This is a genomic window from Streptomyces sp. NPDC103540, assembly GCF_055584445.1.
On sequence record NZ_JBVJMA010000010.1, the window covers coordinates 269,907 to 295,558 of the forward strand.

25 protein-coding genes are annotated in these 25,652 nt (G+C 73.6%); 15 read left to right on the forward strand and 10 right to left on the reverse strand.

Annotated elements, in window-relative coordinates:
• Window positions 1-164 precede the first annotated feature (164 nt).
• The 4 genes from ACZ6ZI_RS25080 to ACZ6ZI_RS25095 form a co-directional block, all read right to left on the reverse strand.
• Complete coding sequence (locus ACZ6ZI_RS25080; protein ID WP_469524473.1) at window positions 165-1,316, reverse strand: ABC transporter permease; 1,152 nt, start codon at window positions 1,314-1,316, stop codon at window positions 165-167.
• Window positions 1,317-1,432: 116 nt separating this feature from the next.
• Window positions 1,433-2,140 carry an ABC transporter ATP-binding protein gene (locus ACZ6ZI_RS25085; RefSeq protein ID WP_469524344.1) on the reverse strand — a complete coding sequence of 236 codons (708 nt, stop codon included), beginning with the start codon at window positions 2,138-2,140 and terminating at the stop codon, window positions 1,433-1,435.
• Window positions 2,137-3,438 (reverse strand): efflux RND transporter periplasmic adaptor subunit, encoded by a 1,302-nt coding sequence (locus ACZ6ZI_RS25090; protein ID WP_469524346.1) that lies wholly within the window; start codon window positions 3,436-3,438, stop codon window positions 2,137-2,139. Before ACZ6ZI_RS25090 ends, ACZ6ZI_RS25085 begins: the two co-directional genes overlap by 4 nt.
• A complete protein-coding gene (locus ACZ6ZI_RS25095) occupies window positions 3,423-3,893 on the reverse strand; it encodes a hypothetical protein (protein ID WP_363060442.1) in 471 nt (156 codons plus the stop codon). Before ACZ6ZI_RS25095 ends, ACZ6ZI_RS25090 begins: the two co-directional genes overlap by 16 nt.
• A gap of 89 nt (window positions 3,894-3,982) precedes the next feature.
• Here ACZ6ZI_RS25095 and ACZ6ZI_RS25100 point away from each other — a divergent pair, with 89 nt between their 5' ends.
• From ACZ6ZI_RS25100 to ACZ6ZI_RS25145, 10 genes are all read left to right on the forward strand, one after another.
• A complete protein-coding gene (locus ACZ6ZI_RS25100; protein ID WP_469524348.1) occupies window positions 3,983-4,687 on the forward strand; it encodes a response regulator transcription factor in 705 nt (234 codons plus the stop codon).
• Window positions 4,684-6,063, forward strand: coding sequence for an ATP-binding protein (locus ACZ6ZI_RS25105; RefSeq protein ID WP_469524349.1), 1,380 nt, complete (start codon window positions 4,684-4,686; stop codon window positions 6,061-6,063). Before ACZ6ZI_RS25100 ends, ACZ6ZI_RS25105 begins: the two co-directional genes overlap by 4 nt.
• A gap of 58 nt (window positions 6,064-6,121) precedes the next feature.
• Window positions 6,122-6,976, forward strand: a complete 855-nt coding sequence (locus ACZ6ZI_RS25110) for a L,D-transpeptidase family protein (protein WP_469524350.1) — start codon at window positions 6,122-6,124, stop codon at window positions 6,974-6,976.
• Between the two features lie 419 nt (window positions 6,977-7,395).
• The gene (locus ACZ6ZI_RS25115) at window positions 7,396-8,343 is read left to right on the forward strand and encodes an LLM class F420-dependent oxidoreductase (protein WP_469524351.1); all 948 of its coding nucleotides are present in this window, start codon (window positions 7,396-7,398) and stop codon (window positions 8,341-8,343) included.
• 13 nt (window positions 8,344-8,356) lie between these two features.
• Window positions 8,357-9,142 carry an SDR family NAD(P)-dependent oxidoreductase gene (locus ACZ6ZI_RS25120; protein ID WP_469524353.1) on the forward strand — a complete coding sequence of 262 codons (786 nt, stop codon included), beginning with the start codon at window positions 8,357-8,359 and terminating at the stop codon, window positions 9,140-9,142.
• A gap of 106 nt (window positions 9,143-9,248) precedes the next feature.
• The gene (locus ACZ6ZI_RS25125) at window positions 9,249-10,370 is read left to right on the forward strand and encodes an LLM class flavin-dependent oxidoreductase (protein ID WP_469524355.1); all 1,122 of its coding nucleotides are present in this window, start codon (window positions 9,249-9,251) and stop codon (window positions 10,368-10,370) included.
• Window positions 10,371-10,607: 237 nt separating this feature from the next.
• Window positions 10,608-12,347 carry an N-acyl-D-amino-acid deacylase family protein gene (locus ACZ6ZI_RS25130; protein WP_469524357.1) on the forward strand — a complete coding sequence of 580 codons (1,740 nt, stop codon included), beginning with the start codon at window positions 10,608-10,610 and terminating at the stop codon, window positions 12,345-12,347.
• Window positions 12,344-13,813 carry an aldehyde dehydrogenase family protein gene (locus ACZ6ZI_RS25135; RefSeq protein WP_469524359.1) on the forward strand — a complete coding sequence of 490 codons (1,470 nt, stop codon included), beginning with the start codon at window positions 12,344-12,346 and terminating at the stop codon, window positions 13,811-13,813. The genes ACZ6ZI_RS25130 and ACZ6ZI_RS25135 overlap by 4 nt, the downstream gene beginning before the upstream one ends.
• A 299-nt stretch (window positions 13,814-14,112) precedes the next feature.
• Window positions 14,113-15,672: an APC family permease gene (locus ACZ6ZI_RS25140; RefSeq protein ID WP_469524361.1), complete on the forward strand. Its 1,560-nt coding sequence runs from the start codon at window positions 14,113-14,115 to the stop codon at window positions 15,670-15,672.
• Window positions 15,673-15,794: 122 nt separating this feature from the next.
• Window positions 15,795-16,088, forward strand: coding sequence for a hypothetical protein (locus ACZ6ZI_RS25145; protein ID WP_363060462.1), 294 nt, complete (start codon window positions 15,795-15,797; stop codon window positions 16,086-16,088).
• 45 nt (window positions 16,089-16,133) lie between these two features.
• Here ACZ6ZI_RS25145 and ACZ6ZI_RS25150 read toward each other — a convergent pair whose 3' ends face one another.
• Window positions 16,134-16,532, reverse strand: a complete 399-nt coding sequence (locus ACZ6ZI_RS25150) for a VOC family protein (RefSeq protein WP_469524363.1) — start codon at window positions 16,530-16,532, stop codon at window positions 16,134-16,136.
• A 621-nt stretch (window positions 16,533-17,153) separates the two neighbouring features.
• Between ACZ6ZI_RS25150 and ACZ6ZI_RS25155 the strand changes: the two genes are divergently transcribed.
• On the forward strand, window positions 17,154-17,747 hold the full coding sequence (locus ACZ6ZI_RS25155; RefSeq protein WP_469524365.1) for a dihydrofolate reductase family protein: 594 nt from the start codon (window positions 17,154-17,156) through the stop codon (window positions 17,745-17,747).
• A gap of 576 nt (window positions 17,748-18,323) precedes the next feature.
• Complete coding sequence (locus ACZ6ZI_RS25160) at window positions 18,324-18,662, forward strand: hypothetical protein (protein ID WP_363060467.1); 339 nt, start codon at window positions 18,324-18,326, stop codon at window positions 18,660-18,662.
• A gap of 8 nt (window positions 18,663-18,670) precedes the next feature.
• Here the strand turns inward: ACZ6ZI_RS25160 and ACZ6ZI_RS25165 are convergent, their stop codons facing one another.
• The gene (locus ACZ6ZI_RS25165) at window positions 18,671-18,913 is read right to left on the reverse strand and encodes a DUF397 domain-containing protein (protein ID WP_469524367.1); all 243 of its coding nucleotides are present in this window, start codon (window positions 18,911-18,913) and stop codon (window positions 18,671-18,673) included.
• Window positions 18,910-19,755: a helix-turn-helix domain-containing protein gene (locus tag ACZ6ZI_RS25170; RefSeq protein WP_469524368.1), complete on the reverse strand. Its 846-nt coding sequence runs from the start codon at window positions 19,753-19,755 to the stop codon at window positions 18,910-18,912. The genes ACZ6ZI_RS25165 and ACZ6ZI_RS25170 overlap by 4 nt, the downstream gene beginning before the upstream one ends.
• Window positions 19,756-19,882: 127 nt before the next feature.
• Between ACZ6ZI_RS25170 and ACZ6ZI_RS25175 the strand changes: the two genes are divergently transcribed.
• The gene (locus tag ACZ6ZI_RS25175; RefSeq protein ID WP_469524369.1) at window positions 19,883-20,332 is read left to right on the forward strand and encodes an ATP-binding protein; all 450 of its coding nucleotides are present in this window, start codon (window positions 19,883-19,885) and stop codon (window positions 20,330-20,332) included.
• 4 nt (window positions 20,333-20,336) lie between these two features.
• Here the strand turns inward: ACZ6ZI_RS25175 and ACZ6ZI_RS25180 are convergent, their stop codons facing one another.
• Together ACZ6ZI_RS25180 and ACZ6ZI_RS25185 are read right to left on the reverse strand one after the other, a co-directional pair.
• Window positions 20,337-20,801 carry a hypothetical protein gene (locus tag ACZ6ZI_RS25180; protein WP_469524371.1) on the reverse strand — a complete coding sequence of 155 codons (465 nt, stop codon included), beginning with the start codon at window positions 20,799-20,801 and terminating at the stop codon, window positions 20,337-20,339.
• A 126-nt stretch (window positions 20,802-20,927) separates the two neighbouring features.
• Window positions 20,928-21,788 (reverse strand): TIGR03619 family F420-dependent LLM class oxidoreductase, encoded by an 861-nt coding sequence (locus ACZ6ZI_RS25185; protein ID WP_469524373.1) that lies wholly within the window; start codon window positions 21,786-21,788, stop codon window positions 20,928-20,930.
• Between the two features lie 86 nt (window positions 21,789-21,874).
• On the opposite strand from ACZ6ZI_RS25185, the gene ACZ6ZI_RS25190 reads away from it, so the two are divergent.
• Window positions 21,875-22,624 (forward strand): PaaI family thioesterase, encoded by a 750-nt coding sequence (locus ACZ6ZI_RS25190; RefSeq protein ID WP_469524375.1) that lies wholly within the window; start codon window positions 21,875-21,877, stop codon window positions 22,622-22,624.
• A gap of 139 nt (window positions 22,625-22,763) precedes the next feature.
• Here ACZ6ZI_RS25190 and ACZ6ZI_RS25195 read toward each other — a convergent pair whose 3' ends face one another.
• Window positions 22,764-23,879: an ADP-ribosylglycohydrolase family protein gene (locus ACZ6ZI_RS25195; RefSeq protein ID WP_469524475.1), complete on the reverse strand. Its 1,116-nt coding sequence runs from the start codon at window positions 23,877-23,879 to the stop codon at window positions 22,764-22,766.
• A 657-nt stretch (window positions 23,880-24,536) separates the two neighbouring features.
• Between ACZ6ZI_RS25195 and ACZ6ZI_RS25200 the strand changes: the two genes are divergently transcribed.
• The gene (locus ACZ6ZI_RS25200; protein ID WP_469524377.1) at window positions 24,537-25,598 is read left to right on the forward strand and encodes a tyrosine-protein phosphatase; all 1,062 of its coding nucleotides are present in this window, start codon (window positions 24,537-24,539) and stop codon (window positions 25,596-25,598) included.
• Window positions 25,599-25,652: the final 54 nt, after the last annotated feature.

Genomic DNA, 25,652 nt, shown 5'->3' on the forward strand with positions numbered 1-25,652 from the left:
GTCCGCCCGCCGGGCGTGCGGGAGAGGGCGACGCCGACGTGATCGCCGCCGCCCCCGCCCGCCGCCCTGCGCCGCCCGGGCCGTGCTCCTGCGCCGCCCGGGCCGTGCTCCTGCGCCGCCCGGCCGTGCGCCCGCGTCGCCCGGGCCGACCGCCCCGCCGGCCCCTACGCCGCCTGGAGCGCCAGCGTCGGCGACAGCCGGGCCGCGCGCACCGCCGGGTAGAGGCCCGCCAGGGTGCCGATGGCCAGGGTGGCCGCGAAGCCGCCCGCCACCGCCCAGGGCGGCACCACCCACGGCAGGCCGCCGACGCGTGCGTACACCCCCGTCGCGGCGCCGCCCAGCGCGACACCCGCGATCCCGCCGAGCCCCGACAGCAGTAGCGACTCCGTGACGAACTGGATCCGGATCTGCCCCTTGGTGGCCCCGAGCGAGCGGCGCAGCCCGATCTCGTGGCGGCGCTCCAACACCGAGATGATCATGGTGTTGGCGACCCCGACCCCACCCACCAGAAGGGCGATCCCGCCCAGCCCCAGCAGCAGCGTGCTGAACGCGCCCTCCGTGGCGGCCTTCGCCCGGAGCGCCGCCGAGGGGTCGCTCACCGACACCGCGCTCGGGGTGGAGGGGTTCGCCGTCCGCGCCAGGAGGGCCCGTACGTCCGCCACCCGGTCGTCCGCCGAACGCTCGTACACGGCCGTCGGGTGGCCGTCGAAGCCCAGCAGGGAGCCGGCCGCCTCCCAGCCGACCAGCGCCGAGCGTTCGATCTCCGGCGCCAGCGGGACCGGGTCCAGGACGCCGGTCACCGTGAAGTACCGGCCCCCGATGAAGACCTGTTGACCCGGTGCCGTGATCCCCAGGCGCTGCGCGGCGACGTGCCCGAGCACCACCGAGGGGTAGCGGGCGGTGGCCCCGTTCAGCCAGGCGCCGCTGCGGACCCCGGCGCGCAGCGTGCCGAGCAGGTCGTCCTTGACGGCCTTGACGGTGATGCCGCCCGTCTCCGCCTTCGGGATGTTCTCGGAGCGGCGCACGGAGACCGGGACGTCGCCGGTGGTGCCGATCGACTCGACGCCCTCGATCCGGCCGACCATGCCGGGCGCCTCGGGCGGCAGCCGGGTGTCCTGGCCGTCGAACACGCCCTGGCCCGGGGTGACGACCAGCATGTTCGTGCCCAGCTTGTCGAGCTCGCGCAGCAGTTTCGCCTGGCTGGACGAGGAGATCCCGACCACCGCGATCATCGTCGCGATGCCGATCGCGATCCCGAGCGCGGAGAGGAACACCCGCGCGGGGCGCGAGCGCAGCCCCGCCGAACCGGCGTGCAGGACGTCGCGGGGGGAGAGCCGGGGCGGAGCCGGGTTCCGGGCGCGGGCGCGGGTCCGCGTACGGGAGTGCGTGCCGGGGGCGGTGTCGCGCTCTGCGGCGCGCGGGTCGGCGCCGCTCACGACGCCTCCGCCGCGCGGCGGTTCCACACGTCCGCCACGACCTCGCCGTCACGGACGCGCACCTGCCGGGGCAGGCTCGTCGCGATCTCGTTGTCGTGGGTGATCACGGCGATGGTGGCCCCGTCCTCGTTCAGCTCGTGCAACAGCTCCATCACCGACCGGCCCGAGGCCGTGTCCAGGGCCCCGGTCGGTTCGTCGGCCAGCAGCAGGTCCGGTTCGCCCGCGACCGCCCGGGCGATCGCCACCCGCTGCTTCTGGCCGCCCGACAGCTCGTGCGGCCGGTGCTCCGCCCGGTCGCCGAGGCCCACCCGCTCCAGCGCCCGGGTCGCCCGCCGGCCGCGCTCGGCCCGGGAGAGGCCCGAGTACAGCAGCCCCTCGGCCACGTTCGCCCGCGCGCTGATCCCGGGCACCAGGTGGAAGGACTGGAAGACGAAGCCGACGTGGCGCGAGCGCAGCGCCGACAGCGCCCGGTCGGAGAGGGTGGCGACGTCGTGGCCGGCGATGCGGACCTCGCCGGCGCTCGGCCGGTCCAGGGTGCCGACGATGTGCAGCAGGGTGGACTTCCCCGACCCCGACGGGCCGACGATGGCGAGGAGTTCGCCGCTCATGACGGTCAGGTCCACCCCGCGCAGGGCCGCGACCCCGCCCGGGTACTCCTTGGTGACCCCGGCCAGCTCGACCACGGGGCGCGCGTACCGCCTCACAGCTTCGGCACCCCCACCCGCATGCCTTCCCGCAGGTCGCCGCCGGTCACCTCGACCCGGCCGGCTCCGAACATGCCCAGCCGGACGGGGACCTCGCGGACCCGGCCGCCCTCGACGACCTGCACGCCGAAGCCGCCGCCGGGCAGCGCGAGGAGGGCGTTCACCGGCACCGACAACACCCCGGTGCGGGTCTCGCCCGGCAGGCTCACCGACACCGGTGCCCGGTCGGGTCCCTTGACCTCGCCCGGCCGCTCGAAGACCACGTCGACCTCGACCTTCGCCTTCTTGTCGGCCCCGCCGGGGCCACCGCCCCCGCCCGCGCCGCCCTGGTCCTCGTCGGCGGCGGTGCCCACCGCGTCGACGCGGCCCGGGGCGGTGGAGCCGTCCGGCAGGCGGACCGTGACCTTGTCGCCGGTGCGGACCGACCCCGCCTTCGCCGCCTCCAGCCGGAAGCGGACGACGCGCTCGGTCCCGGTCACCGTCAGCACCGGCTTGCCGGGACCGGGCTCGTCGCCGACCGCGGCCTCACCGCGCGCGACCCGCTGCGGCCCGGAGGCGAAGGCGATGTCCTCCCTGGCGACCTCGCCCGTCTCCGGCGCCTTGTGGGCCTTCTGCCACCGCTTGACGGCCGCCGTCGTGCCCGCCGTGAAGGTGGGGTCCTGCGCGTCCAGGCCGGTCCCGTACCCGAGCGCCACCAGGTTCCGCTTGAGCTGCCTGACGTCCTCGCCCTTGTCGCCCGCCTTCATCGGCCGGTACACGGGCGTGCTCCCGTACATCAGGCGGACGGGCCTGCCGTTGACCTCGTAGAGCCGGCCGTCGCGCTCGACGGCCGTCCCGTCCGCCGCGATCCAGGTGAGGACGCCCGGACCCGAGGCGCTCAGCCGCCGCTCCCCGGCGTAGCCGAGGGTGCCGTCCACCTGGACGCCGGTGCTCAGGTCGCCGCGCTGGACCGGGGCGGTGTCCGGCGGCAGCGTGTCGGAGCGCTGCCGCCGGCCCCCGTCGTCCTCGGGCGGCGGGGCGAGGAGGGCGTAGCCGCCGCCCGAGACGGCGAGTACGGCGGCCAGCGCGGCCCACGGCCACCGGCGCCGCCGCCGCCGGCGCGGCGCGGGCGCCGTGTCGTGGCCGGGCGCCGGGTCGGTCCCGGGCGCCCGGTCGGGGCCGGCGGCGTGCGCGTCCGGCTCCGGTGCGGCGTGCGCGTCCCGGGCGGTGTACGGCTCCGGCGCCGCCGCGGCGTACGACCGCGCGCCGGTGTCGACCGCGTCCGTGTCGCCCGCGCCGCCCATCAGGCCGCTTCGCACTTCTTCTGGGCCTCCTCGAAGGCCTTCTCCTGCCCCTTGGGGATCTCGGTGGCGGACTTCATGCCGCCGCCGTACTCGGGATCCTTGAGCTCCACGCCGTTCTCGCGCATGCAGCGGATCCAGCGCAGCTCCTTGTCCTTCTCCTCCTGCGTCGGCTCCTTGCCGGACCCGGTCGACATCCCGCAGGCCTTCATGGCCTCCTGCATCTTCTGCGGGTCGGCGCCGCCGCCCACCGTCATCCCGCGCGGGTCCTGACCCGGCTCCGGGTCGGGGGCGTCCACCCCGTGGTCGCGCAGGCACTTGCGCATCTTCACCGCGTTGTCGGCGACGGCGCCGTCACCGCCGCCGGCGCCGCCGCCGTCCTCGCCGCCTCCGGCGCCGTTCGTGCAGGCGGTGACGAAGAGGGCCAGCCCGGTCAGGGCGGCGGCCGTGGTCATGGTCAGGGATCGCTTCATGGGCCCGAGCGTGCGGGAAAGGGGGGTTTCGCTTCCCTCTCGCCTTCCGCTTACAACGACGAAATGTCCTTCTCCTGTAGAGAGGGCGGATGCGAGTTCTGGTGGTGGAGGACGAGGAGTTCCTCCGGGAGATGATCGCCGAGGGCCTGCGCCGCGACGCCCTGGCCGTCGACGAGGCGGGCGACGGCCTGGAGGCGCTGCGCCGGCTGCGCCTGGGCGAGTACGACGTCCTCGTCCTCGACCGGGACCTGCCCGGCCTGCACGGCGACGAGGTCTGCCGGCAGCTGGTCCGCGAGCGGCTCCACACCCGCGTGCTCATGCTGACGGCCTCCGGGACGGTGCGGGACCGCGTGGAGGGCCTCGGCCTCGGCGCCGACGACTACCTCACCAAGCCGTTCGCCTACGACGAGCTGCTGGCCCGGGTCCTCGCCCTCGGCCGCCGCGCCCACCCCGCCCTGCCACCCGTGCTGGAACGTTCCGGGCTGGCCCTCGACACCGCCCGCCGCACCGCGACCCGCGACGGGCGGCGCCTGTCCCTCTCGCGCAAGGAGTTCGCCGTCCTGGAGGCCCTGCTGCGGGCCGAGGGCGCGGTGCTGAGCAGCGACGACCTGGTCGAGCGGGTGTGGGAGGACGGCACCGGCTACCGCACCAACGCGGTACGCGTCACCCTCAGCAAGCTGCGCGCCAAGCTGGGCGAGCCCCCGCTGATCGAGACGGTCTCCGGAGCGGGCTACCGGGTCCACCCCGACACCGGGCGCCCGGCCGGCGCCCCGCCGAGCGGTGATCCGCGATGAGAGCGGTGCTCCACTCGGAGCGGGCCCGCCTCACCGCCCTCTACGGAACCCTCCTCGTCCTCGCGGGCGGCGGACTGGTCGCGCTGGTCAACGTCCTGCTGCGCAAACAGCTCTACGCCCGCATCAGCGGGGCCGTCACCACCGTCATGCCCGGCATCGCCGTCGACGCCGGCGCCGGAGTCGACCCGGCCCGTCCCGCCGACCCCTCCCACCCCACTCGCCTCCCCGCCACCGAGATGTCCTTCGCCCCCGCCCGCGAGCTGCCGCCCGGCGCGGCCCCCACCCCCGAACAACTCGCCGCCTGGAAGACCACCACCAACCTCTCCAACGCCGTCGAGCAGGCCGCCGTACGGGAACTGACGCTGGTCTCCCTCATCGCCCTCGCCGTGTTCGCCGTGCTGTCCCTCTGGCTGGCCTGGTGGATGGCGGGCCGCGTGCTGCGCCCCGTCGGCGTGATCACCGAGACGGCCCGCCGGCTGTCGGCGGCGAACCTGCACGAGCGCATCGGGCTCAAGGCCCCGCCCGGCGAGCTGAAGCGGCTGGCCGACACCTTCGACGGGATGCTCGACCGGATGGAGGACCTGGTGGGGGCCCAGCGCCGGTTCGCCGCCAACGCCGCGCACGAGCTGCGCACCCCGCTGGCCGTGCAACGGGCCGCCGCCGAGATCGGGCTGGCGGGGGACCCTGATCCGGCGAAGGTGGCACGGATCCGGGAGCGGCTCATCACGGTGGCCGAGTCCAGCGAGCACCTCGTCGAGTCGCTGCTGCTGCTCGCGGTCTCCGAGGAGGGCCTCCAATCGGCGCGGCCGGTGGACCTGACGGCCCTGGTGACGGCGGAACTGACGGCGGCCGACCTGACGCCGACCCACCCGGCGCCGACCCACCCGGCGCCGACCGACGGGCCGCCGACCGACGGGCCGCCGGGCGTCGGGGCACGGGCCGCCGGGCCGGCCGGCGACCAGGCCGCCGCGGCCGTTCCCGCGACGGGGGCCGACACGCCGAGCGTCACGACCGCGCTCGCCCCGCTGACCGTGGAGGGCGACGCCGCGCTCCTCGGCCACCTCGTGCGCAACCTCCTCGACAACGCCGTGCGCCACAACCGCGCGGGCGGCCGGATCCACGTCGCCACCACCTCCGACGGCGACCTGACGGTGTCCAACACCGGCCCGCGCATCGAACCGGGGGAGGTGCCCCGGCTCCTGGAGCCCTTCCGCCGGCGCGCCGAACGCCGCCACACGGCCGGCGAGGGCGCGGGGCTCGGTCTGTCCATCGTCGCCTCCGTCGCCCGCGCGCACGGAGCGGAGCTGCGGGCCGAGGCCGGACCCGTCCCGGACGGCGGTCTGAGGGTGCGGATCCGCTTCCCGGGGGGCGGGTGAGGCGACGGGGCAGGGGTGTTCGCCCGGAACGAAGATCGGCTGATGTACGGTCGGTCCAATGAGCAAGCACGCCCGATCCCGCTCCCGCGGCCGCACCCGTACGCGCTCCCGTGCGGGCGGTCGTCCGCCGCGGGCGCTCTTGATCGTGTCGGCCCTGGGGTTGCTGGCCTTCGTCGCGGGGTGGGTACACGCCCTGAACGAGCCGCCCGGCGCCCCCACCACGCCCGCGCGTTCGGACTCCCGCCCCCAGAGCGCCGACCGCGCCGCGCGCGACGCCGTCCGCCCGCAGACCCCCCGCCCCGAAGCGTCCCGACCCGACGCCCGGCACGGGCTGCCGGCCGGGCTGAGCGAGGGGGCCCGCGCCCGGATCCCGGCGGACTCCCGCCAACTGGTCCTGGTCACCGGCAAGGCGAAGGACTCCTCGGAGTCCGACGTCGCCCTCTACACGCGCGCCGCGCCCGGCGCCGACTGGACCCGTACCGCGCAGTGGCCGGGGCGCAACGGCGCCAAGGGCTGGTCCACCGAGCGCGCGTACGGGGACCTCACCTCCCCGGAGGGCGTGTTCTCCCTCACCGACGCGGGCGGCCTGCTGCCGCCCCCGCCCGGCACCCGGCTCCCGTACGACCGTGACGCGGCGTTCGTGCCGTCGGGCCGGGGGGTGAACGGGGAGTCCCTGGCGGGCTCCTTCGACTACGTGGTGGCCATCGACTACAACCGCCGACAGGGGATGTCCCCGCTGGACCCGGCCAAGCCGGAGGGCGAGGGCAAGGGCGGCTACATCTGGCTCCACGTGGACCACGACGGCCCCTCGCAGGGTTGCGTCGGCATCCCCAAGGAGGGCATGAAGCAGCTCCTCCAGACCCTCGACCCGGCCGCGAACCCGGTCATCGCGATGGGCCCCGCGGGCTTCTGACCCCGCCGGCCGCCGCCGGCCCCGGCCCCGGCCCCGCCTCCCCGCACCCGCCCACCTCCCGCGCCGCCCGCCCCTCCTGGGCCCCGCCGCCCGGCCCCCGGCCCCGCGCGTCCCGCGCCCGGCCCCGCCTGCCCGCGCCGCCGCCCCCGGCCCCGCGCGTCCCGCGCCCGGCCCCGCCTGCCCGCGCCTCCGCCCGCCTTCCCGCGGACAGCGGCCCGCGCCTCCCGTCGCCGTCCGGCCCCTCGCCGCGCCTCCCCTCCCCGCGCGTCCCCCACGCTCGGCGCGCCCCGCGCGAGGCCCCGCACACCCCTTGCCTGACGGACCGTCAGCTAAGACGATGGCCCGGCACCGGTATGACGAATCGGCGGCCGGGGTCGGACCGGCGCCGGACCGGCGGACGAAGGCGAGGCGGGCCCGTCATGGCACGCGTGTTCCCCGAAGGCCGGCTGGTGTACGGGATGCAGCTCCCGATCCAGTCGCAGAGCACCATCTACGCCGAACCCTGGGAGGCGCGGGCCGGCGCCGACGACCTCGCCGAGGTGGCCCGGGCCGCCGACCGGGCCGGCTTCGGCTACGTGGCCACCTGTGACCACGTGGCCATCCCGCGCCGGCTCGCCGGCCCCATGAGCACCGTCTGGTACGACCCGGTGGCCACGCTGGCCTTCCTGGCCGGGATCACCGAGCACGTCCGGCTGCTGAGCCACGTGGCGATCGTCGGCCTGCGCCACCCCCTGGTCACCGCCAAGCAGTACGCGACGCTCGACCACCTCAGCGGCGGCCGGCTGATCCTCGGGGTCGGGGCCGGTCACGTCCAGGAGGAGTTCGAGGTCCTCGGCGTCGACTTCGAGCGGCGCGGGGCGGTCCTCGACGAGACGCTCGACGCGCTGCGGTCGGCGCTGGGGCCGGAGGAGTACCCGGAGTTCCGGGGCGAGCGCTTCGCCTTCCGCGACCTCGGTCAACTGCCCCGGCCGACCCAGGCGCGGATCCCCGTCTGGGTCGGCGGCTCCTCGCCCGCCGCCGTGCGCCGGGCCGCGGTGCGGGGGGACGGCTGGCTCCCGCAGGGCGACCCGCGCGAGCGCCTCCCCGGGCAGATCGCCCGGATCCGCGAGCTGCGCGAGGCCGCCGGCAACCCCCGCCCCATCGAGATCGGCGCGATCACCGAGGCGCTCTACGTCGGCGAGCCGGGCTGGGACACCGGCCGCCGGGCCCTGACCGGCAAGGCGGCGGCGCTCGCGGAGTCGCTGCGGGAGTACCGGGCGCTGGGCGTGGACCAGATCCAGGTCCGTTTCCGCAGCCGCGACCGGGCCGAACTCGTCGACCAGATCACCGCCTTCGGGGCCGAGGTGGCCCCCCTCCTCAACGACTAGGGGCTGACGGACCATGGGCAAGCTGGACGGGCGCGTCGTCGTCATCACCGGCGCGGCGCGCGGGCAGGGCGAGCAGGAGGCCCGACTGTTCGCGGCCGAGGGCGCGAGGGTGCTGCTGGGCGACGTACTGGACGAGCGGGGCGCGGCCGTCGCCAAGGAGATCGGCGAGGACCGGGCCCGGTACGTACGGCTCGACGTGACCCGGGAGGAGGACTGGGCGGCGGCGGTGTCCGTGGCGGGGGAGGCCTTCGGTCGGATCGACGGCCTGGTCAACAACGCGGGCATCCTGCGGTTCAACGAGCTGACCGCGACCCCGCTGGAGGAGTTCCGGCAGCTGATCGAGGTCAACCAGGTCGGGGCCTTCCTCGGGATCAAGACGATCGCCCCCGAGATCGAGGCCGCCGGCGGCGGGACCATCGTCAACACCTCCTCGTACACCGGCCTGGCGGGCATGGCCTACGTCGGGGCGTACGCGGCGACCAAGGCCGCGATCCTCGGCCTGACCCGGGTGGCCGCGCTGGAGCTGGCCGGCAAGGGGATCCGGGTCAACGCCATGTGCCCGGGGGCGGTGGACACGCCCATGGCCAACCCGGGGCTGCTGGACCCGGACGGCGTCACCGAGGAGGCGCGCGGGGCGATGGACGGGCTGTACCGGCGGGTGGTGCCGCTCGGGCGGGTGGGTCGGCCCGAGGAGATCGCCCGGCTGGCGCTGTTCCTGACCGGCGAGGACTCCTCGTACATCACCGGTCAGCCCTTCGTCGTGGACGGCGGCTGGATGGCGGGCGTCAGCGTCCTCTGAGCGCTTTCTGATGGAGCGTCAGGTATTGACGGGCCGGCGCTGCCGGTGGAACAGTCGGACCATCGAATCTGACGACACGTCAGAAACCTAAGGACGGTGAACCCCCTTGGAATTCGGGCTCTTCGTGCAGGGATACGTGCCCCAGGCGCGGTCCAGGGTCGACCCCGAGGCGGAGCACAAGGCGCTGCTGGAGGAGACCGAGTACGTCATCCAGGCCGACCAGTCCGGCTTCAAGTACGCCTGGGCCTCGGAACACCACTTCCTGGAGGAGTACTCCCACCTCTCGGCGAACGAGGTCTTCCTCGGCTACCTGGCCGCCGCGACCGAGCGGATCCACCTCGGCTCCGGCATCTTCAACCCGCTGGCCCCGGTCAACCACCCCGTGAAGGTGGCCGAGAAGGTCACCATGCTGGACCACCTCTCCAAGGGCCGCTTCGAGTTCGGCACCGGGCGCGGCGCCGGCAGTCACGAGATCCTCGGCTTCATGCCCGGCATCACGGACATGAACCACACGAAGGAGATCTGGGAGGAGACCATCGCGGAGTTCCCCAAGATGTTCCTCCAGGAGGAGTACGAGGGGTTCCAGGGCAAGCACTGGTCGCTGCCGCCGCGCAAGGTCTTCCCCAAGCCGTACGGCAAGGCACACCCGGCCATGTGGTACGCCGCCGGCTCCCCGTCCTCGTACGCCATGGCGGCGAAGAAGGGGCTCGGCGTCCTCGGGTTCAGCGTCCAGAAGGTCTCCGACATGGAGTGGGTGCTGGAGCAGTACAAGACGGCGATCCGGGAGGCGAAGGCGATCGGCGCCTTCGTCAACGACAACGTGATGGTCACCTCGACCGCGATCTGCGCCGAGACCCACGAGAAGGCCGTCGAGATCGCCGTCAACGCCAACATGAACCGCTTCCAGTCGCTGGTCTTCCGCTACCACGACACCTTCCCGCGCCCGGAGGCCATCCCGCAGTGGCCCGAGACGCTGCCGGAGTACAACGCGGAGATCATCGAGCTGCTCATCGCCGAGGAGCTGCTGATCTGCGGTGACCCGTCCGAGGTCCGCGCCCAGTGCAAGCGGTGGGAGCAGGCGGGGGCGGACCAGCTGTCCTTCGGCCTGCCGACGGGCGTCTCCAAGGAGGACACGCTCACCACGATCAAGCTGATCGGCGAGCACGTCATCCCCCACATCGACACCGACCCGGTGCACCGCACCACCCGCTTCCGCCAGTCCGCCTGACCGGCGGGAGGAGCCGGGGCGGCGTCTTCCCGGACCGCCGCCCCGTGCGGGAGCCGGCCGGAGCGCGCGGGGCGGCGGCCCGCCGCACGCGCTCCGGCCGGACCCGCGTACGCCGACCCCGCCGCACACCGACCCGCCCGCACACCGATCCGCGCGGGGGTCGAAACCGCCGAGCCGCGAAGACCGGCAAGACCGGGAACTCCGGCAAGACCGGGAACACCGGGAGGAAGGGACGTCATGCTCGACCACCTCATCAAGGGAGCGACCGTCGTCGACGGGACCGGCACACCCCCACGCGTCGCTGACGTCGGTCTGCGCGACGGGCGGATCGCCGTCATCGCCGAGCCGGGCGGGATCACGGAAGAGGCCCGGACGAGCGAGGACGCCACCGGACTCGTCCTGACCCCCGGATTCATCGACCCGCACACCCACTACGACGCCCAGCTCTTCTGGGACCCCTACGCCACCCCCTCCATGAACCACGGCGTCACCACCGTCGCCGGCGGCAACTGCGGCTTCACCCTGGCCCCCCTCAACCCCGACCGCCCCGAGGACGCCGACTACACCCGCCGCATGATGAGCAAGGTCGAGGGCATGGCCCTCGCCGCCCTGGAGGAGGGCGTCGACTGGACCTGGTCCACCTTCGGGCAGTACCTCGACGCCCTCGAAGGCCGCATCGCCGTCAACGCCGGCTTCATGGTCGGCCACTGCGCCCTGCGCCGCCACGTCATGGGCGAGGACGCCGTGGGCGGACAACCCACCCCCGAGCAACTGGACCGGATGGTCGCCCTCGTCCACGAGGCCATGGACGCCGGCGCCTGGGGCCTGTCCACCACCCAGTCCTCCACCCACTCCGACGGGGACGGCGCCCCCGTCGCCTCCCGGCACGCCGGCCCCGCCGAACTCCTCGCCCTCTCCCGGGCCGTCGGCGAACACGAGGGCACCCAGCTCGAAGCGATCGTCGCGGGCTGCCTCGACCAGTTCTCCGACGAGGAGATCGACCTCTTCGTCGACATGAGCGCCGCCGCCGGCCGCCCCCTGAACTGGAACGTCCTCACCATCGACGCCGCCGTCCCCGAACGCGTCCCCCGCCAACTGATCCCCAGCGAACGCGCCCGCAAGGCCGGAGGCCGCATCGTCGCCCTGACCATGCCGATCCTCACCCCCATGAACATGTCCCTGGGGACCTTCTGCGCCCTCAACCTCATACCCGGCTGGGGCGAGGTCCTCGGCCTGCCCGTCCCCGAACGCGTCGCGCGGCTGCGCGACCCCGAGGTCCGCGCCGAGCTGCTGCGCCGCGCCTCCGCCAAGGAGGCCGGCGTCTTCCGGCGCTTGGCCGACTTCCGGCGCTACGTCATCGGGGACACCTACAGCGGGGCGAACGAGGGCCTGTCGGGCCGCGTCGTCGGCGACATCGCCGCCGAACGAGGCCAGGACCCCTTCCACTGCCTCGTCGAGATCTGCGCCAACGACGACCTGCGCACCGTCCTGTGGCCCATGCCCACCGACAACGACCCCGCCAGCTGGGCCCTGCGCGCCGAGACCTGGAGCCACGAGGACGTCATGCTGGGCGGCTCGGACGCCGGCGCGCACCTGGACCGGATGTGCGGGGCCCCGTACACGACCCGGTTCCTCGGCGACTGCCTGCGCGGGCGCCGGCTGGTGCCGCTGGAGCGGGCGGTGCAGATGCTGACGGACGAGCCGGCCCGCCTGTTCGGGCTGCGCGAGCGCGGCCTGATCGCCGAGGGCCACCACGCGGACCTCGTCCTGTTCGACCCGGAGCGCATCGAGGCCGGCCCCGCGACCCTGGTCCACGACCTGCCCGGGAACAGCCCGCGGCTGGACGCGCGGGCGATCGGGATCGTGTCCGTACGGGTCAACGGCGTCGAGACCGTCCGCGACGACGAGCTGACGGGGGCGATCCCGGGGATCGTGCTCCGCTCGGGACGGGACACGAGGACGGTGAGCACCCGATGAGCCGGGCCCCGCAGAGGCTGTACATCGGCGGCGAGTGGGTGGAGCCGGACGGCGGCCACTACGAGGTGGTCAACCCGGCGGACGAGTCCGTCGTCGGCCTGGCCCCCGAGGCCTCGCGCGCCCAGGTCGAGGAGGCGGCCCGCGCCGCCGCCGAGGCCTTCGACACCTGGTCCCGCACGAGCCCCGAGGAGCGGGCGGCGATCCTCGACCGGGCGGCCGACGTCATGCAACGGGAGTTCGAACCGTGGGCGGAGCTGGCCCGGGCGGAGACCGGCGCCCCGACGGGCATCGCGCGCGGCATGCAGGTCGGGGTCGGGGTGTCCCGCTTCCGACGGTACGCGCGGGGCGCCCTGGAACCCGTGGAGCGGGGGCTGCCCCCGCAGGTCACCGAGGCGGGCCCGATGGGCGGGGCGAGCGTGCTCGGGGCCCTGGAGGTGCGCCAGCCGGTCGGCGTCGTCACCTGCGTGACCTCGTACAACAACCCGTGGGCGAACCCGGCGGGCAAGGTGGCCCCGGCCCTGGCCATGGGCAACACCGTGCTGGTCAAGCCGGCCCCGCAGGACCCGCTGTCGGTCTTCCGGATGGCCGAGGCCCTGCACGAGGCGGGGGCCCCGGCGGGGGTGGTGAACGTGGTCTCGGGGGCCTCCGTCGAGGTCGGCGAGGCGGCCGTGGACTCCCCGTACGTGGACATGGTGTCCTTCACCGGCTCCACGGCGGTGGGGCAGCGCATCGCCGAGGTGTGCGGGCGCGGCATGAAGCGGCAGCTGATGGAGCTGGGCGGCAAGGGCGCGGCGGTGGTCCTGGAGGACGCCGACCTCGACGCCGCGGTGATGGGCATCGGCACCACCTTCTCCTTCTACAGCGGTCAGATCTGCACCGCCCCGACCCGGGTGGTCGTCCACCGCTCGGTGTACGCGGAACTGCTGGAGAAGCTGACCGGCTACCTGGCCTTCATGAAGGTCGGCGACCCGGGCGAGCGGGGCACGGTGGTCGGCCCGGTGATCTCGGCCGCGCACCGCGACCGGGTGGAGTCGTACGTGGAGCTGGGCCGCAAGGAGGGCGCCAGGATCGTCCGCGGCGGCGAGCGCCCGGTGGTCGGCGAGGGACGGGGCTTCTACGTGGCGCCGACCCTGCTCGCGGACTGCACCCACGACATGCGGGTGGTCCGGGAGGAGATCTTCGGGCCGGTCGTGGTGGTGGTCCCGTACGAGGGGGACGACGAGGAGGCGGTCCGGCTGGCGAACGACAGCGACTTCGGCCTGCTGAGCTACGTGTGGTCCAAGGACCCGGCGCGCGCCTTCCGGGTGGCGCGGCGGCTGCGGGCGGGCGGGGTCGGCGTGAACACGATCGGCCGGAACATGGAGGCGCCGTTCGGCGGCTTCAAGCGGAGCGGGGTGGGGCGGGACGTGGGCTCGTACGCGCTGCACGCGTACAGCGAAATCCAGTCGATCGTCTGGACGACGTAGGTCGGGGGCGCCGTCGGCGGGGCGGTGCGGGGCGCTCGTGCCTTGCCCCGCACCGCCGATCGGCCGGTCGAAAACTCGCACGGGAAAGTTTTGAACCGCCCAAAACGGGCACTCCTGCGGTTTCCGTATTCCGGAAACGTCGGTCCGGGTCCTGTCAAAGGCCGGATGGATGCCTGAGTGAACCTTGTATTGCGGTTCCGTGAACTCTCCCGGCTCGGGAATCAAAGGTCATCCGGGCCGCAGGCATCCGGACTTAAGCCCTCCAGATGTGGAAACCGCACCGTCTAACGTCCTGACCCATGACACAGCTGGACGTTCGGCCTCGGGTCGGAGACACGGTAAGCGGCGTCGCCGAGGGCGGCGTCCGCGGCAAGGGCCTCGGCAAGGGGTCCGTCGGTTTGATGGGCAGCGCCGTCATCGGCATCTCCACCGTCGCCCCCGTCTACTGCCTCACCTCGACCCTCGGCTCCACCGCCGGCGAGGTCGGGGTCCAGATGCCGGCGGTCTTCCTCGCCGGCTTCCTCCCGATGCTCCTCGTCGCCTTCGCGTACCGCGAGCTCAACAAGGCCATGCCGGACTGCGGCACCTCCTTCACCTGGACCGTCAAGGCCTTCGGCCCCCGGATCGGCTGGATGTGCGGCTGGGGCCTGGTGATCGCCACGATCATCGTCCTGTCCAACCTGGCCGGCGTCGCCACCTCGTACTTCTGGCTGCTGGCCGGCGAGATCACCGGCAATCCCTCGATCGCCGCCCTGGACGACAACAAACTCGTCCACATCCTCACCTGCCTGAGCCTCATCGCCGTCGCCACGGCCATCAGCTACCGCGGCATGACCGCCACCAAGGGCGTCCAGTACACCCTGGTCGGCCTCCAGCTCGTCGTCCTCGCCCTCTTCGTGGCCATGGCCTTCCAGAAGGCCTCCGCCGGCACCTTCGACACCGGCCTGGACTTCACCTGGCAGTGGATGAACCCCTTCGCGGTCGAGTCCATGGGCGCCTTCACCGCCGGACTCTCCCTCTCGATCTTCATGTACTGGGGTTGGGACGCCTGCCTGGCCACCAACGAGGAGACCACCGGCTCCGCCAAGACCCCCGGCCGCGCCTCGCTCATCGCGATGGTCGTCCTCGTCGGCTCCTACCTCGCCACCGGCATCGCCGCCCAGATGGCAGTCGGCTCCGGAGAGAACGGCCTCGGCCTCGGCAACCCGGAGACCTCCGGCAACGTCTTCGCCGCCCTCGCCGGCCCCGTCATGGGCCCGATGCTCGGCATCCTGCTCTTCGTCGCCGTCCTGGCCTCCGCCGCCGCGTCGCTCCAGACCACGTTCATCCCGGTCGCCCGCACCGTCCTCGCCATGTCGACCTACGAGGCCCTGCCGCCCGCCTACGCCAAGGTCCACCCGCGCTTCAAGACCCCCGGCCGCGCCACCGTCATGGCGGGCGTCGCCACCGGCGGCTTCTACACGATCATGACCCTGGTCAGCGAGAACGTCCTCACCGACACGATCTTCGCCCTCGGCCTCATGATCTGCTTCTACTACTCGCTGACCGCCTTCGCCTGCGCCTGGTACTTCCGCGGAGACCTGCGCCGCTCCACCCGCGACCTGTTCTTCAAGGGCGTCTTCCCCGTCCTCGGCGGACTGCTGCTCGCCGCGGTCTTCTGCAAGACCCTGATGGACGCCTGGGACCCGGCCTACGGATCCGGCTCCGCCGTCCTCGGCGTCGGCAGCGTCTTCTTCATCGGCGTCGGCCTCCTCGTCCTCGGCCTGGTCATCATGGTCGTCACCGAACGCCGCAGCCCCGCCTTCTTCCGCGGCGAGGTCCTGACGAAGTCCACCCCGGCCCTGGTGGTCGAGGACTGACCCGACACCCCCTGCCACCCGCTGTGTCATCCCGCGGCCCCGGATCCCCCCGATCCGGGGCCGCGGGCCGTTCCCGCTGACGGCGCAGTGACCGCCGGCGCGGCGAGGTCGTTGGGCGGGGCATGAACGCCATGAAGCGCACCCTCTCCGCCCTGGTCCTCTCCGGCGGGGCCGCCCTCGCCCTCACCCCCGGCGCCGCCCTCGCCGCCGAGGGCCCCGACATCCAGGGGCCCCCGATCGTCAAGCGCGTCACCGACGTGGTCGACCACCCCGCGCAGACCGTCCAGGACACGAAGACGGCCCTGGAGGTCACGGCCGGAGCCGCCGACAGCGCCTCGAAGGCCACCAACAGCTCCCTGGCCGGAGCCGGCACCGCCCTCTCCGCCGGCATGCCGCAGGCCCCGAAGGCCGGCTGAGGCACGGACGTTCCACCACCCCCGCCGCGGGGCGGGGGTGGGGGCTCAGCCCCAGGTGCGGGAGCAGAGCACGAGACGGTAGCCGTCGGGGTCGGTGACGGTGACGCCGTAGTCGTCCCAGTAGGGGTTGTGGGAGGAGACGCGGGTGCCGCCGTGGTCGATGAGACGGCGCACGAGCGCGTCGTCGGGGGCCTGGCCGAGGTAGACCACGAACAGGTCGTCGACGGTGGGTGTGGGGGTCAGCGGGGCCTCGGGGTCGTGGGTCAGCTCGAAGTGCCACCCGCCGCCGGCCGGCCCGACCATGAGCAGGTCGTGCTCCCCGGAGACGTGCCCGCTGGTGCGCCACAGGACGTCGAGCCCGAGACCGTCTACGTAGAACCGCTCGGCGGCGTCCAGATCGAGGGAGGGCCGGGCGACGCGGATGTGGGTCAGTGAATCGATCATGCGCGGAGGCTACGGCTCCGGCCCCCGCCCGGGGCGCGCCGGGGACGGGATGTGTCAGATGGTCGGGGGTAGGGGCGGTGTGCCGTGGGGCGGGGTCGGGTGAGTGTCGGGGGTTTCCCGCCAGTCCACTGTCCTTCCGTGCCGGGTCGGTCCCTCAAGGGCGCTCACTTCGTTCGCGTCGCTTCGCGATGGCCTTCGGCCACCCTTGACCGACCGCCCCGTCCCGGAACGCCAAAGACTGTCGGGAACCCCCCGAAGGAACGGGAGGGGGGATCCTTGGACATGCGGGCCGTCCGAACCACCCCCCGGAGCACCCAACGCCCCAGATCGCTACGCGCTGCCCACGGACTGGCGTCTGCGGGCCGCCATGGGTGGGACATAAGCCGCCCACGATCACTACGCGCTCCTCATGGATCGGCGACCACCGGCCACCATGGGTTGGACATAGGCCGCCCACGATCGCTACGCGCTCCTGATGGATTGGCGACCACCGGCCGTCTGGGGTGAAGAGGTCCCCGCGCGAGTGATCCGGGTCACATTCCGTGGGTGTGGGCGATGAGTTTCGGACGACTCGGCAGTCTTCCTTTCAGTAGACGTTCGAGACACACAGGAGACGCCACCATGCGCATTGTCATCACCGAGTTCATCAGCCTCGACGGCATCGTGCAGGCCCCGGGCGGCCAGGGTGAGGACAACGACGGCGGTTTCGCCCACGGTGGTTGGTCGGGCCCCTTCTTCGACCCCGAGGTGGTCGGTGGCGCCTTCGCCAACGCCGCGTCGAAGGCCGAGGCGCTGCTCTTCGGCCGTCGTACCTGGCAGACGATGGCGGGCGCGTGGCCGGCCCGCGCGGGAGACCCCTTCGCCGACCGCATGAACTCGATCGCCAAGTACGTCGTCTCCGAGACCCTCACCGCGGCCGACCTCACCTGGAACAACACCACCCTCATCCCCGGCGACAAGGCCGTGGCGGGCGTCCGGGACCTGCGGGAGAAGGACGGCGGAGACCTCCTCGTCATGGGCAGCCCCACCCTCGTCCGCACCCTGCTGGCCGAAGGACTGGTCGATGAGCTCCAGCTCATCGTCATGCCCGTCCTCCTCGGTGGTGGGAAGTCCATCTTCCCGTCGGACGGTGGCCTCCGGACGCTCGAACTCGTCTCCACGGTCACCAGCAGCACCGGTGTGAACGTCTGCACCTACCGGCCGAAGGCCGCCTGACCCACCCCACTCCCATCCCCTCAGTCCCGTCCCCTCACCCCAAACAGCCGGCAGTCGCCAATCCATGAGGAGCGCGTAGCGATCGTGGGCGGCTTATGTCCAACCCATGGCGGCCGGTGGTCGCCGATCCATGAGGAGCGCGTAGCGATCTGGGGCGTTGGGTGTTCCGCAAGGCGCTCTGGGCATCGTCTCGCTCCGGTACCGGCCTTGCCGGGTGGGAGGAGGGGGCTGGGGTGGTCGTGCGGGTGGCGGGTCCTCCCTCCATCGGAGTCAGAGTCGTCGCATCCATGACAAGCCCGCATGGGCAAGCATCCCCCCTCCCGTTCCTTCGGGGGGTTCCCGACAGTCTTTGGCGTTCCGGGACGGGGCGGTCGGTCAAGGGTGGCCGAAGGCCATCGCGAAGCGACGCGAACGAAGTGAGCGCCCTTGAGGGACCGACCCGGCACGGAAGGACAGTGGACTGGCGGGAAACCCCCGACACTCACCCGACCCCGCCCCAGGAGACACCGCCCCCCACCCCCGATCCGCCCGTAAAAGCAGGTGCGGGCCGGGAGGGCCCCGCCTAGCGTGGCGTCGATGAGCAGCGACTATCCATTCGCCGACGGCTACAACCTCGTCTGGGATCTGACCGGCTTCGGTGGTCCGGACGAGGAGCTGGTGGAGTCCGTCTCGCTGTCCCGTGACCAGTACTTGGAGATACGTCACCTCTTCGCGCTCGGCGACGATCCGTGGATGGTGGCCGGCGAGTACCGCGTCGCGCCGGGCATCTGGACGCGGGTGCGGAGCGCCGTCCCGGGGGTCCGGTTCGAGCGTGACGCGGACTACTTCCTCGGCGCCCGTCAGGCCCTGCCTGACGGGCGTTTTTGGCGTCCGGCCCCGGGCGTGCCGGCCCCCGGCCCCGTACCGCCCCCGTAGGGGCGGCGCTAGGCGGTGACGGTGCCGAGGAAGGCCGTCCACCCGGCGGGGCTCACCGCCAGCTCGGGGCTCGCGTCGAGCTTCGAGTCCCGGACGTGCACGGTGTCGGCGCAGGCCGCCACCTCGACGCAGTCGTCACCGTCGCCGCTGCTGTAGCTGGACTTGCGCCAGGAGAGGGCCACCTCGACGCAGTCGTCACCCTGACCACCGCTGTAGCTGCTCTTGAACCACTGGAGCCGGGAGCTATTCACAGGGATCCTCGCAATCGCATCAACAGACCCACGGTGTCCGCAGGGTTGAGGGCCTGGATGCGAAGTTTGGCATACCGCTGGTGGAGCAGGCTGACGTCCTTCGGGTCGTACAGCAACCGGCCCGACTGTTGACCTTCGCTGTATCCCACCCACTCATGTTCCTGGGTTTCGAGAAGACGGAAGGGCCCCCCGAGTCCCGCGTGGTGCGGGCTGACCAGCGGCATGATCTGGAGGTCTATGTTGGGCAGCTCGGCCACCGTCAGCAGGTGGTCGATCAGCTCGCGGGTCACTTCCGGGCCGCCGGTCTGCCGGAGGATCACGGCTTCGTCGATGATGAAGCTGAAGACCGTGTAGGGAGTGCGGTACAAGATCGCCTGCCGCTCCAGCCGGGCTTTGATGCGTGCCTGCGCCTCCGTGGGCGCGGGCGGTGGCAGCACGTCCGCGACGAGGGCGCGCGCGTAGGCCTCGGTCTGGAGGAGGCCGGGAACGGACCTGCATTCGTACGTGTTCAGGGCGATGGCTTCGGCTTCCAGCTCGGCCCACCGCCGGAACCACTTCGCCAGCCCGCGCCTTCGGTCGAGCTGCCGCGCCGCGATCTGGATCACCCCGAACGCGTCCAGGACCTCCTCCGCCTTGTTGACGAACTTCACCGACGGATGTCGTCGTCCCTGCTCCACCGAGGCCACGTACTGGACCGAGTACCCGACCAGCGGATGCAGTTGTTCCTGCGTCAGGCCGGCGCGTTTACGGCAGGCCTTGACGGTCTCGCCGAAGTTCTTCAGGTCGGCATCGGGTTCCGCCTTGTCGCCCTTGCCGCCGCTGCTGTCGTCGTCAGCCGTCATCAAGGTCACCTCCCCGACGCAATGCTCACGTTCGGTGACCGCGCCTGTCCAGAGAGTCGGCTGCTACAGATCGAAGGTAGTAGTCGAGGTGCTGGGAACTTCCCTTGTCGCAGGGGATTTTCGGTCCATGACCACCTCTCGCAGTTCCCATCGCGGCCTCGTACGCGTGTTCACTCAGCGTTTCAGCAGTACCCCGCGCGGGGCTCGGCTCGCGCGGCGGCTGGCCCTCGTGGAGCTGCACGACTGGGGCGTGGCGGAGGGGACGGAGCAGGCCGACCGTGCCGGGTTGGTCATCGCCGAGCTGGCCGCCAACGCCGTGGCGCACGGGCGGCTTCCCGGGCGGGACTTCGAGCTGCGCCTGACGCTGCCGGCCGGGATCGTGCGCGTGGAGGTGTCCGACGCGCGCCGTGAGCGGCGGCCCGTCGTGCGACCGCACGCGTACGGGGCGGAGTCCGGCTACGGGCTGAGGTTGGTGGACGCCCTGGCGTCCGACTGGGGCGTGGTGGACCGGGTCGTCGGCAAGACGGTCTGGGCGGAGATCGGCGCGCGCCGCGTTCCCCGCCCGGACCGTGGGTGATCCGTTACGACTTCGGCAGCGGCGGCAGGGAGGGGAGCTTGCCGTCGCTCTTCTGGAAGGTGTCGGTGCCGGCGGCGCCCTCCCAGGTGACCTTCAGGGTGTTGGCGTCGGCGGAGTCGACCTTGCCCTTCGAGCGGGTGGCGCCGGGCGGGCACTTCAGGTCGAAGGTCTTGCCGTTGGTGGTGCCCTCGCAGGTCTGGCCGGTGGCCGCCTCGACGACGAACGCCATCTGGCCCTTGACGGTGAGGACGACGCCCTGGCCCGGCTTGGCCATCGCGATCCAGCCGCCGTCCAGGCTGCCCGCGGCGCCGCCGGCGTCGGGGGTGGTGCCCGCGGCCGGGGCGGAGGCGGCGGGGGCCGGCTTCTTGTCCGCCGTGGCCGGGGCCGGGTCGCTGCCGCAGGCGGTCAGGGTCAGGGTGGCGACGACCCCGGTGGCGGCGGCGACGGCGAGGCGCTGGTGGTAGAGCACGGGAAGGTCCCCCAAGGGAAGGAATGCGGACGGTCGAGAGTGCGCCGACGTACCTGTCCCACAGGTCGCCTGGCGCACCTTCAGACACGCGTGCGGGCACCCATCCGGTTCCCCCGGCAGCCCGTCCTAGAGGTACTGGGCGAAGTCGTCGAGCACCCGCAGGATCTCCGCCTCGCGGGCCGAGGGGAGTTGGAGGACGACCTCCTCGATGCCCAGGTCGGCGTAGTGGGCGAGCTTGCCGGGGTTGGGTCGGACGGCGTACGGGACCACGCGGAGGGTCTTCGGGTCGCGTCCGGCGTCCTCCCAGGCGGCGCGCAGCACCGGCAGGGTCTCTGTGAGGCCTCCGCCGCCGATGGGGAGCCAGCCGTCGGCGTGGTCGGCGATGGCGGCGAACAGCTTGGGGCCGGCCGCGCCGCCGATGAGGGTGCGCGGCCCGTACAGGGGTCGTCCGGGGGCGAGTTCGCGCGGGGGCTGGACCGGCTTGGGGTGGGCGTGGCTGGCCTGGACGGAGCCGTACGGACCCTCGTGGGCGGTGGGTCCGGGTGCCCACAGGGCGCGCATCAGGGCCATGTGGTCGCGGACGCGGTCGCGGCGGGTGGGCCAGGAGACGCCGTGGTCGGCGGCTTCCTCGACGTTCCAGCCGTACCCGATGCCGAGGGTCAGGCGGCCGCCGCTGAGGTGGTCGAGGGTGGCGACCTGCTTGGCGAGGCCGATGGGGTCGTGCTGGGCGACGAGGGTGACGCCGGTGCCCAGGCGCAGGCGTTCGGTGACGGCGGCGGCCTGGGCGAGGCCGACGAAGGGGTCGAGGGTGCGGCCGTAGCGCTCGGGGAGTTCGCCGCCGGTGGGGGCCGGGGTGACGCGGCTGATCGGGATGTGGGTGTGTTCGGGGAGGTAGAGGGCGGCGAAGCCGCGTTCCTCCAGGTGGTGGGCCAGTCGGGTGGGGGAGACGGTGCGGTCCGTGAGGAAGACGGTCGTGGCGATCCGCATGGTCGAGGGCACCTCCGCGTGGTGGGGGAGGCCAAGGTAGAGCGTTCCGCGTGAAGTGGGCAGGGGCGTGTGATGGGGTGGGCGGCATGAACGGCATGGAGACGAGCACGATCACGGTCGCGGAGCGGCTGCACGGCTACCCGGGGGTGGCCTTCGGCGGTTACGTGGCGGGCCTGTTGGCCGCCCGGACCGAGGCGCCGGCGGTCCCGGGGGCCGTACGGGTGGACTTCCGGCGGCCGGTGCCGACGGGCGTGGCGGTGCGGGTCGCGGCCGGCGCGGACGGGGGAGCGGACCTGTTCGACGGGGAGGGGCTGCTGCTCGCCTCCGCGACGGCGGCGCCCGTCCCCGCCGGGGAGGTGCCGGACCCGCCGTCCTGGGCGGAGGCGTCGAAGGCCGCCGACGCCTACCGGGCGGACCCGCCGGGTGGTGAGGCGGGCTGCTTCGGCTGCGGGCTGGAGCGCACCCCGGCGACGGGGCTGCGGTTGCACTGCGGCCTGGTCCCGGGGCGGGACCTGGTCGCGGCGGCCTGGCGGCCGGGGCCCGAACTGCTCGGGTCGGACGGGGTGTTGCCGTCGGAGCTGGTGTGGGGTGCGCTGGACTGTCCGGGGAACGCGGCGGGTCGGCTGCTGGACGGGGGCCCGGCGGGTGCGGTCACGGCCTCGCTGACGGGGCGGCTGTTGCGGCCGGTGCCGGCTTCCGGCGGGCTGGTCTCGTACGCCTGGCTGCTCGGCTCGGAGGGCCGCAAGTGCCGGGTGGGTACGGCCCTGGCGACGGCCGAGGGGGAGCTGTGCGCGTACGCCGAGGCGCTGTGGATCCGGCCCAGGCCGCGGGGCTGAGCGCGGCCGGCGGGGCCCCGGTCCGAAGACCGCCGCCCGGGGGCGGTGGACAAACCCCGCCGGCCTGTGCAGATCCCCTCGAAAGAGGTTCCTCGCATGGTAGCCGCGTGTTGCCGACTCCGCAGGGGGCGGGGGCGGATCAGCCCCGGGGGTAGCGGGCGAGCCAGCCGGGGGCGGAGCCCTTCGGGCCGTGGAGGGTGGGGCCCTGCGTCAGCTCCAGCGCGAAGTCGTCGGAGAGTTCGAGGAGGGTGGCGCGGCCCTCGGTCCCGGTCAGCCAGCCGGCCGGCAGGGCGGTCTCGCCGTGCAGGGCGCCGAGCAGGGCCCCGCACAGGGCGCCGGTGGCGCTGGAGTCGCCGCCGTGGTTGACGGCGAGTCGCAGCCCGTGCGTCATGTCCTGCGCGACCAGGGCGCAGTAGAGGGCGATGGAGAGGGTGTCGGCGGCGCCGCGGCCGTCGCCGGTCGTCAGGGCCTCGATGGAGGCGGGGCCGGGGGCGCCGCGGGTGACGGCGGCCAGGGCGCGCTGGAGGGCGTCGGTCACCGGCTGGTGCCCGGGTCGGGCTCCGAGGAGGCCGAGGGCGCGCTGGACGGCGGCGTTCAGGGATTCGCCCCGGACGAGGCCGTGGACGATCACGGCGAGGGCGCCGGCGGACAGGAGGGCGTCGGGGTGGCCGTGGCTCTGGGCGGCGCATTCGACGGCGAGTTGCAGGACGAGCCCCGGTTCCCAGCCGACGAGGAGCCCGAACGGGGCCGAGCGGACGGTGGCGGCGGCGTCCCGGGCGGTGGGGTTCTTCGGCTGGTCGAGGGTGCCCAGGGTGTCGTCGGCGAAGCCGGTCAGGCAGGAGCGTTCGGGGGCGCGGCGGGCGTAGAGCCATTCCTCCCGGGCGAGCCAGCCGTTGTCGGCGCGGCGCTCGTCGGGGCCCCAGTCGGACTGGGTCGCGGCCCAGCGGCGGTACGCGCGGTGCACGTCGGTCGGGGGGTGCCAGGCGCCGGTGTCGCGGCGTACGTGGGCCCGTATGAGGCCGTCGACGGTGAACAGGGTGAGCTGCGTGGCGGCCGTGACGGTGGCCCGGCGGCCGGGGGCGGGGGCGGCGGGTTCGGTGAGGCCGGCCGGGCCGTGGGCCTGTCGGATGGCGTCCAGGGTGAGGCCGGCGACGGGGGCGCCGAGGGCGTCGCCGACGGCGGAGCCGAGGAGGGTGCCGCGGACCCGGCTGCGGAAGTCCTGCTGTTCGGCACGGCCCCACAGGGCGGTGGCCACCCCGCCGGGCGCGGACCGCGCGGCGGCCACACCGTGGGCCGGCGTGGCGTGGGCGGGCCGCGCCTGCGCGGGGATGCCGTGGGCGGCGCCTGCCGCCGCGGCCGGAACGCCGTGCGCCGGGGTCGCCTGCGCGGGGGCTCCCTGCGCGGGGATGCCGTGGGCCGGGGTCGCCTGGGTCGGGGCACCATGGGCCGGGGCTCCCTGCGCGGGGATGCCGTGGGCCGGGGTCACCTGCGTGGGAGTGCCGTGGGCCGGGGTCACCTGCGCGGGAGTGCCGTGCGCCGGCGTCGCCTGCGCCTGGACGCCGTGGGCGGGGGTTCCGGTCGGGGGTGTGCCGTGCGGCGGCTCGGGTGCCGCGGGCGGGGTCGTGCCCGCCGTCGGTGTGGTCGGCGCGCCGGCGTCCGTGGCCGCGGTCGTTCTGGTCGTCGTGTCCATGTCGTTTCCCCCCAGGCTCTGGCGCACTGTAATGGACGACATCGGTCAAATCCGGAAGGCGTCGGTCACCACGCCCGTAACTGACCGGAGAACGGCCGGATCCCGAACGGTTTCGGCCGCGGATCCGGCCGATGGCACGTTTTGCCACTCGCCTTCGCAGGGGCCGGTTTCGGCCACGCGACGTTCACGTCCCGTTCTCCGGGCGCCCACAGCCTCAAGGGCATGAAGAAGGCTCTCCTCGCCGCGACCGCCGTCGCCTCCGCGCTCACCGCCTCCCTGGTCGTCGCCCCCGCCGCCACCGCCTCCGACGCCCGCCAGGGCCGCTCCGCCATCCCCTTCACCGAGGCCACGGTCACCGCCGGCGCCGACGGCTCGTACACCCTCCGGTGGAACGCCCGGGGCACCCGCCACGTCGCGATCAAGGCGAACGGCAAGGTCGTCGCCCAGGGCGGCGCCCAGGGCCGGGCCGTCGTCACGGGGCTGCCCGCCGCCGACCGCCAGTGGTTCGACTTCCAGGCCGACCGCGGCCGGGGCCTGCGCCTCGCGGACCGCCTGATCACGCTGGAGGGCACCGCCAACTTCCGCGACGCCGGCGGCTACCGCACCACCGACGGCAAGTGGGTCAGGATGGGCGAGGTCTACCGCTCCGACGCCCTGAACAAGCTGACCGCGAACGACCTCGCCAAGCTCCGGCGCCTGAGCGTCAAGACGGTCTTCGACCTGCGCACGCAGGACGAGCGCACCAAGGACGCCGACCGGGTGCCGGCCGGCGCCCGCCACGTCGTCGCCGACGTCTTCGCCGGCTCCGGCTCCTTCCAGACCCTCCCCAAGACCCCCGACGAGGCCGTCAAGGCCATGATCGACGCCGAGAAGGCGATGGTCTCCGGCGAGGGAGGCAAGAAGGCCTACACCCAGGTCTTCGAGGGCATCGAGAACGACCGCGCCCGCTCCGTCCTCTTCCACTGCACCGCCGGCAAGGACCGCACGGGCTGGGCGAACGCCACCCTGCTGACCGCCCTCGGCGTCCCGCAGGAGACGGTGATGGCCGACTACCTGGCCAGCAACGACTACCGCAGGGCCGCGAACGACGCGATCCTCTCCCACCTGCCCGCCCCGCAGGCCGCCGTCTACAAGCCGCTGCTCGACGTCCGCCCCGAGTACCTCAACGCCGGCTACGCCGAGGTCGAGGCCCGTTACGGCTCCTTCGACCGCTACCTGAGGAACGGCCTCGGCATCGACGCCCACGAGCTGGCGCGGCTCAAGAAGGACCTCCTGGTCGGCTGACCCCGACCGACCGCCGCCCGCCGACCGACCGACCGACCGCCGAACGGCGGTCGG

What these genes read in the sequence shown, in the direction of transcription:
- ACZ6ZI_RS25095 (WP_363060442.1), bottom strand. Translation starts at nt 3,893, where the DNA reads ATGAAGCGATCCCTGACCATGACCACGGCCGCCGCCCTGACCGGGCTG.
- ACZ6ZI_RS25100 (WP_469524348.1), top strand. Translation starts at nt 3,983, where the DNA reads ATGCGAGTTCTGGTGGTGGAGGACGAGGAGTTCCTCCGGGAGATGATC.
- ACZ6ZI_RS25105 (WP_469524349.1), top strand. Translation starts at nt 4,684, where the DNA reads ATGAGAGCGGTGCTCCACTCGGAGCGGGCCCGCCTCACCGCCCTCTAC.
- ACZ6ZI_RS25110 (WP_469524350.1), top strand. Translation starts at nt 6,122, where the DNA reads ATGAGCAAGCACGCCCGATCCCGCTCCCGCGGCCGCACCCGTACGCGC.
- ACZ6ZI_RS25115 (WP_469524351.1), top strand. Translation starts at nt 7,396, where the DNA reads ATGGCACGCGTGTTCCCCGAAGGCCGGCTGGTGTACGGGATGCAGCTC.
- ACZ6ZI_RS25120 (WP_469524353.1), top strand. Translation starts at nt 8,357, where the DNA reads ATGGGCAAGCTGGACGGGCGCGTCGTCGTCATCACCGGCGCGGCGCGC.
- ACZ6ZI_RS25130 (WP_469524357.1), top strand. Translation starts at nt 10,608, where the DNA reads ATGCTCGACCACCTCATCAAGGGAGCGACCGTCGTCGACGGGACCGGC.
- ACZ6ZI_RS25135 (WP_469524359.1), top strand. Translation starts at nt 12,344, where the DNA reads ATGAGCCGGGCCCCGCAGAGGCTGTACATCGGCGGCGAGTGGGTGGAG.
- ACZ6ZI_RS25140 (WP_469524361.1), top strand. Translation starts at nt 14,113, where the DNA reads ATGACACAGCTGGACGTTCGGCCTCGGGTCGGAGACACGGTAAGCGGC.
- ACZ6ZI_RS25145 (WP_363060462.1), top strand. Translation starts at nt 15,795, where the DNA reads ATGAACGCCATGAAGCGCACCCTCTCCGCCCTGGTCCTCTCCGGCGGG.
- ACZ6ZI_RS25150 (WP_469524363.1), bottom strand. Translation starts at nt 16,532, where the DNA reads ATGATCGATTCACTGACCCACATCCGCGTCGCCCGGCCCTCCCTCGAT.
- ACZ6ZI_RS25155 (WP_469524365.1), top strand. Translation starts at nt 17,154, where the DNA reads ATGCGCATTGTCATCACCGAGTTCATCAGCCTCGACGGCATCGTGCAG.
- ACZ6ZI_RS25160 (WP_363060467.1), top strand. Translation starts at nt 18,324, where the DNA reads ATGAGCAGCGACTATCCATTCGCCGACGGCTACAACCTCGTCTGGGAT.
- ACZ6ZI_RS25170 (WP_469524368.1), bottom strand. Translation starts at nt 19,755, where the DNA reads ATGACGGCTGACGACGACAGCAGCGGCGGCAAGGGCGACAAGGCGGAA.
- ACZ6ZI_RS25175 (WP_469524369.1), top strand. Translation starts at nt 19,883, where the DNA reads ATGACCACCTCTCGCAGTTCCCATCGCGGCCTCGTACGCGTGTTCACT.
- ACZ6ZI_RS25185 (WP_469524373.1), bottom strand. Translation starts at nt 21,788, where the DNA reads ATGCGGATCGCCACGACCGTCTTCCTCACGGACCGCACCGTCTCCCCC.
- ACZ6ZI_RS25190 (WP_469524375.1), top strand. Translation starts at nt 21,875, where the DNA reads ATGAACGGCATGGAGACGAGCACGATCACGGTCGCGGAGCGGCTGCAC.
- ACZ6ZI_RS25200 (WP_469524377.1), top strand. Translation starts at nt 24,537, where the DNA reads ATGAAGAAGGCTCTCCTCGCCGCGACCGCCGTCGCCTCCGCGCTCACC.